Source organism: Williamwhitmania sp. (assembly GCA_035529935.1).
Lineage (GTDB): Bacteria > Bacteroidota > Bacteroidia > Bacteroidales > Williamwhitmaniaceae > Williamwhitmania.
Genome location: DATKVT010000051.1, coordinates 22880 through 30400, shown reverse-complemented (window position 1 = coordinate 30400; position 7521 = coordinate 22880). Strand labels below are relative to the sequence as shown.

Here is a 7521-nt window from a genome sequence, read left to right as displayed (position 1 = left end):
AAATTGAAACTGACCGCCGAATTATTCGCGATAAAATTAGCCGGTTAAAGGATCAGCTAATCAAAATTGACAAGCAGATGGCCACCCAGCGGAAAAGCCGGGGTGAGTTTATTCGAGTGGCACTAGTTGGTTATACTAACGTTGGGAAATCGACACTCATGAATAGCCTCAGCAAGTCGGAAGTTTTTGCTGAAAACAAACTTTTTGCAACTCTTGACACTACCGTTCGCAAGGTGGTTATTGATGGGACGCCATTCTTGCTCTCCGACACGGTTGGTTTTATCAGAAAGCTACCTCACCAGCTGGTTGAAAGTTTTAAATCTACCCTTGACGAGGTAAGAGAAGCCGATGTGTTGCTGCATGTTGTAGATATATCTCACCCCAACTTTGAGGAGCAACTCCAAGTAGTAAACGAAACGCTAAAAGAGATTGGCGCTACCGATAAGGATGTATACCTTGTTTTTAATAAGGTTGATGCATTCTCTTTTGTAGAAAAGGACGAGTTCGACCTTTCACCACAGACTAGACAAAACATAAGCCTCGACGACCTCAAGAACAGCTACATGGCAAAGGAAAACTCGCCTTGCATATTTGTTTCAGCAAAAAAAGGCATAAACATTGATGCCTTAAAAAACGAACTTCTTGTGATGGTACGCTCCGCCTATGGAAAGCGTTTTCCTTTCAGCCAGCACGCCAAGGGTTATCCAGGATACAACAACATTCCAGAGCAGGAGGATTAAATCCAGCAGTGAAACTGTAGCAGCTCTGCTATTTGAATAGCGTTGGTGGCAGCACCCTTGCGCAAGTTATCGGCAACAACCCAAAGGTTAAAACAGTTCGATACAAAAATATCCGACCTAATTCGACCCACAAATACCTCATCTCGTCCCTCAGCAAAACGAGCCGTGGGGTATTCATTTCTTGAAGGGTTATCAAGGACTACAACTCCTGGAGCCTGACGAAGTTTCTGAATCACATCATCCTTGGTTGCATTGCTTCTTAGCTCAACTGTAATGCTCTCCGAATGGCCTCCGACCACTGGAACCCTAACAGCCGTGGGTGTTACAGCTATACTTTTATCATCGAATATTTTATGCGTCTCGTTCACCAGCTTCAGCTCCTCCTTGGTGTAGCCATTATCGGTGAAAACATCGCACTGAGGAATGCAATTCTTGTCGATAGCATGTGGATAAGCACGTTCGCCCTCAATACCGGCACGCTCATTTTCCAGCTGTCGAACCGCCTTAACCCCAGTACCAGTTACCGATTGGTAGGTTGAAACCACTATGCGCTTAATGCCAAACTCGCGATATAATGGATTTAATGCCACCAGCATCTGAATGGTTGAACAGTTAGGGTTAGCAATAATCATATCCTCCGGTGTTAGCAAATCACCATTAACTTCAGGAATAATCAGCTTAATTTCAGGATCCATTCGCCATGCCGAGGAGTTGTCCACCACCCTGCAGCCAATCTTTGCAAACTCCGGGGCAAGTCGCCTAGAGATTGATGCTCCTGCAGAAAAAATTGCCAGGTGTGGTTTTCGCATCAGCGCTTCCTCTGCCGAAACTACTTTTACTTTTGCTCCCTTAAAAACGACCTCCTTCCCTACAGACTTCTCCGATGCAACTGGGATAAGCTCGCTTACAGGAAAATTTCTCTCCTCTAACACCTTTAGCATAACGCTACCCACCAAACCGGTGGCACCAACAACAGCAACCTTCATTTTGACAAGAATTAATATTTCTATACCAAATTGTTTAAGCCCAATATTGATTGGCCATCTAACAAAAAAACACACCAAACAACTCCCTAAAAATAGTGATAAGAATAAAATTTATGGCCAAAAGTCTTTACTTCCATCAAGAAAAGTTGTAATTTATTCAGCCTAAAGTCTATAGCCATGTCTACACCCAAACTTTTGGCCGTAGTGGTTCTGATCCTATTGGCAACGAATACCATGGGGCAACTATCAGACAACTTTGAATCCGGTGCAATCGTAGGATGGACTCAATCGCCTGCAGGGAGATGGTCGGCCAGCACCGATCGTCCTATTGATGGTATCTACTCACTAAAGCACACCTACGATAACTCCATCGCCGATGTGGATTACATTGGCGCAACCTTAAATATACCTAGCATTGTCCAAGGAACAGTTATCTGGCGCTTTCAGGTAAAGCATGGCTATGCCCCTTCCGCCTCCAACCACTGGATGGCCTTTTTAATGTCGAGCGCAACTCCCGCTCAAATGAAGGCTGGCACACTTTTCTCAGGCTATGCAGTTGGAGTAAATATCAATGAAAGTGATGATAAGCTAAAGATTTACAAGTTTTACTTTCTGTTGAATGCGCAAGCACCTCCTCAACTACTGCTGGAAACAGACCTAAACTGGGAAACAACGTTTGGAACAACCAAACCAGCAGCCATTGAGGTGGAGCGCACGGCCTCAGGACTATGGACGCTTAGAGCGGGTATGGATGGTACGTTTGCCAACTTGGAAACGTTAGGCTCATTCAGCAATACCGATTTTGGCACCATGCAAAACTTTGTGGTTAGCTACACCTATACCTCCAGTGCCGACCGTAACCTATGGATAGATAACGTTTCTGCAACCTTCGTCCCCCTCAACACCAACGATAGAACTACAGTTGTGGAGCAACCCATTGAGCAAGTGCCTTCACAGCAAATTGCCACCACCGACACCTCGCAAGCAAGTGCAAAAGAGTTGCTCCGTTTTTCTCTACACGACATTGGTGGAGACGGCTTGCCAACCAAGCCCCTGCGCATGATCTTTGAGAAAAGCAGCGGCACAACCGTCAGCCTAAGCAACTTGCTAAAAAGCGTTGAACTGAGATTTAACAACCTACCTATTCCTCTTAACTTAATTCAGATTGATGCTAACTCCATTACGCTTGAAATGGCGGAGAGTGCTATTTCAGTTGAGGAAGGAGCAACAAAAGAGTTCTCCCTTTGGGGTTGGCTGAAATCGCAGATCACGGCATCCGATGACGAAAGTGTGGGGTTAAAAATTTCTCCCGAAAATAGTGGCTGGATGGCTGCGCTTTCTGGGTCCGACTTTGCTGACAACTTTGGGACAGAAGTCACAGCCAGCCACACCTTGGAAGTTCTGGCATCAAAACTACAAGTAGCCAATGCTCCTCAATTTATAGCCAAAGCGGCACCGTTCTCCCTTACTGCAGCAGCTACCGATCATTCCGGTAATGTTGATGCCGACTACTCAGCATTGGCAACTCTTTCCCTCAACTCGGGTGCAGGGAATCTTTCTGTTCCATCGGGGGAGACACAATCCATGGCCAATGGTATGGTAACGTGGGATAACCTGACATACAGTAGCAATGATTCGTTTACGCTCAAGGTAACAGCAGCAGGATTACCCGCAGCAATATCAGAGCCAATAGTGGTACTGAACGACACCACCTCAACTGTTGAGGCACCCGTAGAACAATCGGAAAGTGCATCAATTCCGGCAGGTTGTACATCCAACGCCTGCGCCATAACCGCTATGAAATTTATCGTTAGCGACAAGGGGGGCGACGGGCTGCCCACCATTGTCACCAGTATTTCACTATTCAACGCAGCCCTCTCCAATGCTGCCGATTGGACAAAAGCCATTCGCTTTTTTACCATACACGTTAATAACGAAACCATTGCCCTTGGAAATCCAACATTTACCAAAACTTCTTGCAGCATACCGATTCTCCCCGGAGCCATTACCGTCGCCGAAGGAGAAACAAAGGAGGTTATAGTTTCAGTTGGCCTAAACGACAAGGTTACAGATGGTGAAATAGTTCAACTTAAGATACCAAACGTTAACCATGGTTTTTCTGCACAAACGACTGGCTCCACATTCGCCTCAACATTTCCTCAGGATATTATCTCCGCCCCCTTTACCATAACTGTTACTGCAGCTAAACTCATCGTTAAAAAAATGCCAACAACTGTTGGGGTTGGAGCACCATTTGATGCTGAGGTGGACGCCATAGACAGCTATGGCAACCCTGACGTTGACTGTAACAAACAAGTCACCTTGGTTTTCAAAGATGGCAGTGGCAAAATCACCACATTCACCTCAACTGCGGCCGCAGGAAAAGCACTGTTTTACGGCATCACTTTTACAAATTCAGGCGTTTACACGCTCTATGCCACGGCGGAGAACCTTGCAGATGCTCCTACTACAACCATAACCGTTGCTGATAATGATTCAAGAATCATCCAATCCTCCTTGACAATTTCGTCCTGTGCTCTAGCAACCAGCAGCCAAGACTCCATTCTTGTAATGGCCTTCAACATTGTCGACACGGGCATAAACGATACGCTACCAACCACCATTACCAAAGCCATTATTCAGGTTGTTCCTGAAGATTCGACGATCCCGTTGAAGCCAATAAAAGAGTTGATATTGAAGTATGCTGATGGATCAACATTACCGATAGCTACAGCAACAATTTCATCACAGGAAATTACACTAACCTTTTCAACTAGTGCTTTTTCAATCTCCAACGGAACAACAAAAACCATTACATTGTGGGCAAGACCAACCCAGAAAGATGCTCTAGACAACGCAACGTTTAGGCTAAAAATTCCAGCAGCAAACCACAGCTGGGAAACAAGTAGTGGAAGTTCTCTATTTGCAGAAACTTTTGACTACGACATACTTTCTCCTGCAATTAAACAGGAGGTTGCCGCAACGACCATAGCAAGCGATCTGCACAGTATGGTTGCAAAGGACGAACCATTCAACATCACGTTCAGAGCAGTTGATGAATATAACAATCTGGACAAGGATTTTATGTCACCGTTAAGCTTTTTAATTACCGACATCTCCAGCGAAACAAGCAACATCGGCAATTTCATCTTTATTCAAGGAGTTGCAACCACTAATTATATGTCCATAAATAATACTGGGAAATTTTGGGCGTATATAACCAGTGATGGTCTGCCTGATACCCAATTCGTGTTTGAAGTTGCCGATAAAGTTGGTTGCGATATTGACGAAGATTTTGAGTCGGGCGAACTCCCCGCTTGGCAATCGATAGCCGACTGGAAAATAGATCAAGCAACTGTCCTCAACGGCACCTATTCATTAAGGCACAATGGACTGCCATCCGGAAATCTTTCAACGCTGGCTATTCCCGGTGCCATTGACCTCACCAAGGATGCTGGAATTGTAAGTGCAGTGGTCAAAAATGGAGATTGGAATCCCTCTTCCGATAATAGTTTTTACCTATTTGTAAGCTATAACCAAGAAGTTTCTTCCACCCTTCTACCTACTGGTTATGCCATTGGGGTGAATGTTTCTGGCGACTCCGACACCCTTAAGGTATGGTATATCAATAAAGGTATTGCTCAGAAAGAGTTGGTTTCCACAAATGTACTGTGGAGCGAAAGCACGGCTGCCTCTATTAGCCTTCTATGTAGGCCCAATGGTAAGCAAATCCTAGAAGTCAACCACCAGCAATTTTCTTTTAACGACACACTATTAAAACAGGTAAACACCATCGGCCTCGTTTATCGTTACACCGCAACTCGCGCAGGTCTCCTTTGGGCTGATGACATATCAGCGTGTCGCTTCTTATTAGGGCCAAAACTGGTAACTGCGACTTACACGGAATCCAATGCCCTGCGGCTACTTTTTTCGGAAGAGATAGCCAACTTGGAAATACAAAATAATGCAATACGGATTTGGTCAAACGGGCAGGAGATTCCACCGCAATCCTTATCACTGCAAGGCAAGAAAATCTATTGGGTGAGCAATAGCAACATTCCAAGGCACATAACAGTAGCATGGACCGGTCTAAAAGACAATGAAGGGAATACCAGCAGCGACAGCGTAAATATAGACCTTGACCCTTTTGTTGATTTTGGCAGCGTTGTAATCAATGAAATCATGGCCGACCCAACACCTGCCATAGGTTTGCCCGAATGTGAATATGTTGAGTTGTTCAACCGAACATCCGACACATTATCCCTCAATGGCTGGCATTTAACCGTTGGCAATAACACTGCTTCCCTTGGCAGTATAAGTATTTTACCATTTCATTACTTAACCCTAACAACCACTAGTTGTAAAACTCAGGGTGAACTGGGAAATACCGGAGCCGTTGGAATTTCGTCCTTCCCTTCTCTGGCAAATGCTGGAGCAACAATCCTCCTCACCAACCAAATAGCGAAGACCATATCGACGGTGAGCTACAGTAGCAATTGGTATGGCGATAGCCCAAAAGCCGATGGTGGGTATTCACTTGAAAAAATTGACGCGAATAATTTGTCTGATAATCAGCGGAATTGGGCTGCATCCAACGATCCAACAGGAGGAACACCCGGCAGGGAAAATTCTGTAATGCAAAGTAATCCTGACACACAACCCCCAAGAATACTATCAGCCTCAATTGCTGGAAGCGACCTTCTTTTACTAACATTCTCAGAGTGTCTAAATCCAAAAACTATTTCAGCGGAATACTTCTCCACCGACAATCAGAATGAAATAGTTGAATTAACGCTCGAGGGTAATCCAACAAAGGCTGTAGTGCTAAAATTCGGAGAGCAGTTCACAGAAAATACCATCTACGAATTAAGCATCCATTCTGGAATAACCGACTTAGCTGGTAATTACCTTGCAGAAACCAAGGTGCCATTTGCCTTGACTCGACTTCCACAGTGGCAGGAGGTGGTGATTAATGAACTATTGTTTAACCCCTACCCCGGAAGTGCCGACTTTGTGGAAATTTACAATCCATCAACCATTCCGTTTAACCTTAAAGATTTGAATCTTTACCGGAGGAACAGCGAGGGTGAGTTAGAATCGTTATGCCGCCTTTGTACCACAGACAGGATTATTCTCCCAAATGAATACTATGCTTTTTCACCTAGTCCAAGCGTAGTGCTTCCGTTCTATAGTTGTCCAAAACCAGAAAATTTCTTTGCTGCGAGCATTCCGACAATGAACGACGATGCAGGAACCGTGGTTCTAACTGACACTTTGGGTGAACGAATCGACGAAGTTACATACAGCGACAAGCAGCACTACAAGATACTGGCCTCCACCGAAGGCGTTTCGCTGGAACGAGTTAACCCAACGCTACCACCAGACGAGCCATCGAACTGGCAGTCGGCGGCTCAAACGGTTGGCTATGCAACACCGGTAGCAAAAAACTCCTGCTTTAGGAAATTTGATACAAACACAAGTTTGCTTTCAATTGATCCTGAAATATTTTCGCCAAACAGCGATGGGTATAACGATGTTACACACATCCGGTTCAACCTCAGCACGCCGGGTTGGAGTGCCACAATCACTATATACAACAGCAAGGGTCAAGAGGTGCGCAAGCTGCTCAACAACGGGCTGGTAGATGTAACTGGCGACGTAGTTTGGAACGGGCTCAATAACTCGAACCAACAGGTAGGAATTGGAATTTACGTAGTGGTGGCTGAACTTTTCAACCTTAATGGAGAGGTAAAGAAACAGAAGAAAGCGGTAGTGGTGGCCGGGAACCTATAAAA

At 45.1% G+C, this 7521-nt stretch carries 3 protein-coding genes; 2 read left to right on the top strand and 1 reads right to left on the bottom strand.

From position 1 onward, the window contains the following. The coding region (hflX, locus tag VMW01_03985; protein HUW05400.1) for a GTPase HflX at positions 1-740 on the top strand (740 nt) is incomplete at its 5' end. On the opposite strand, the gene VMW01_03980 is transcribed toward hflX, so the two are convergent. Then, entirely contained in the window at positions 737-1726 is a 990-nt protein-coding gene (locus VMW01_03980; protein HUW05399.1) for an aspartate-semialdehyde dehydrogenase, read from the bottom strand. The genes hflX and VMW01_03980 overlap by 4 nt on opposite strands. A 177-nt stretch (positions 1727-1903) precedes the next feature. On the opposite strand from VMW01_03980, the gene VMW01_03975 reads away from it, so the two are divergent. Beyond that, positions 1904-7519, top strand: a complete 5616-nt coding sequence (locus tag VMW01_03975; GenBank protein HUW05398.1) for a lamin tail domain-containing protein — start codon at positions 1904-1906, stop codon at positions 7517-7519. The last annotated feature ends 2 nt before the right edge of the window (positions 7520-7521 follow it).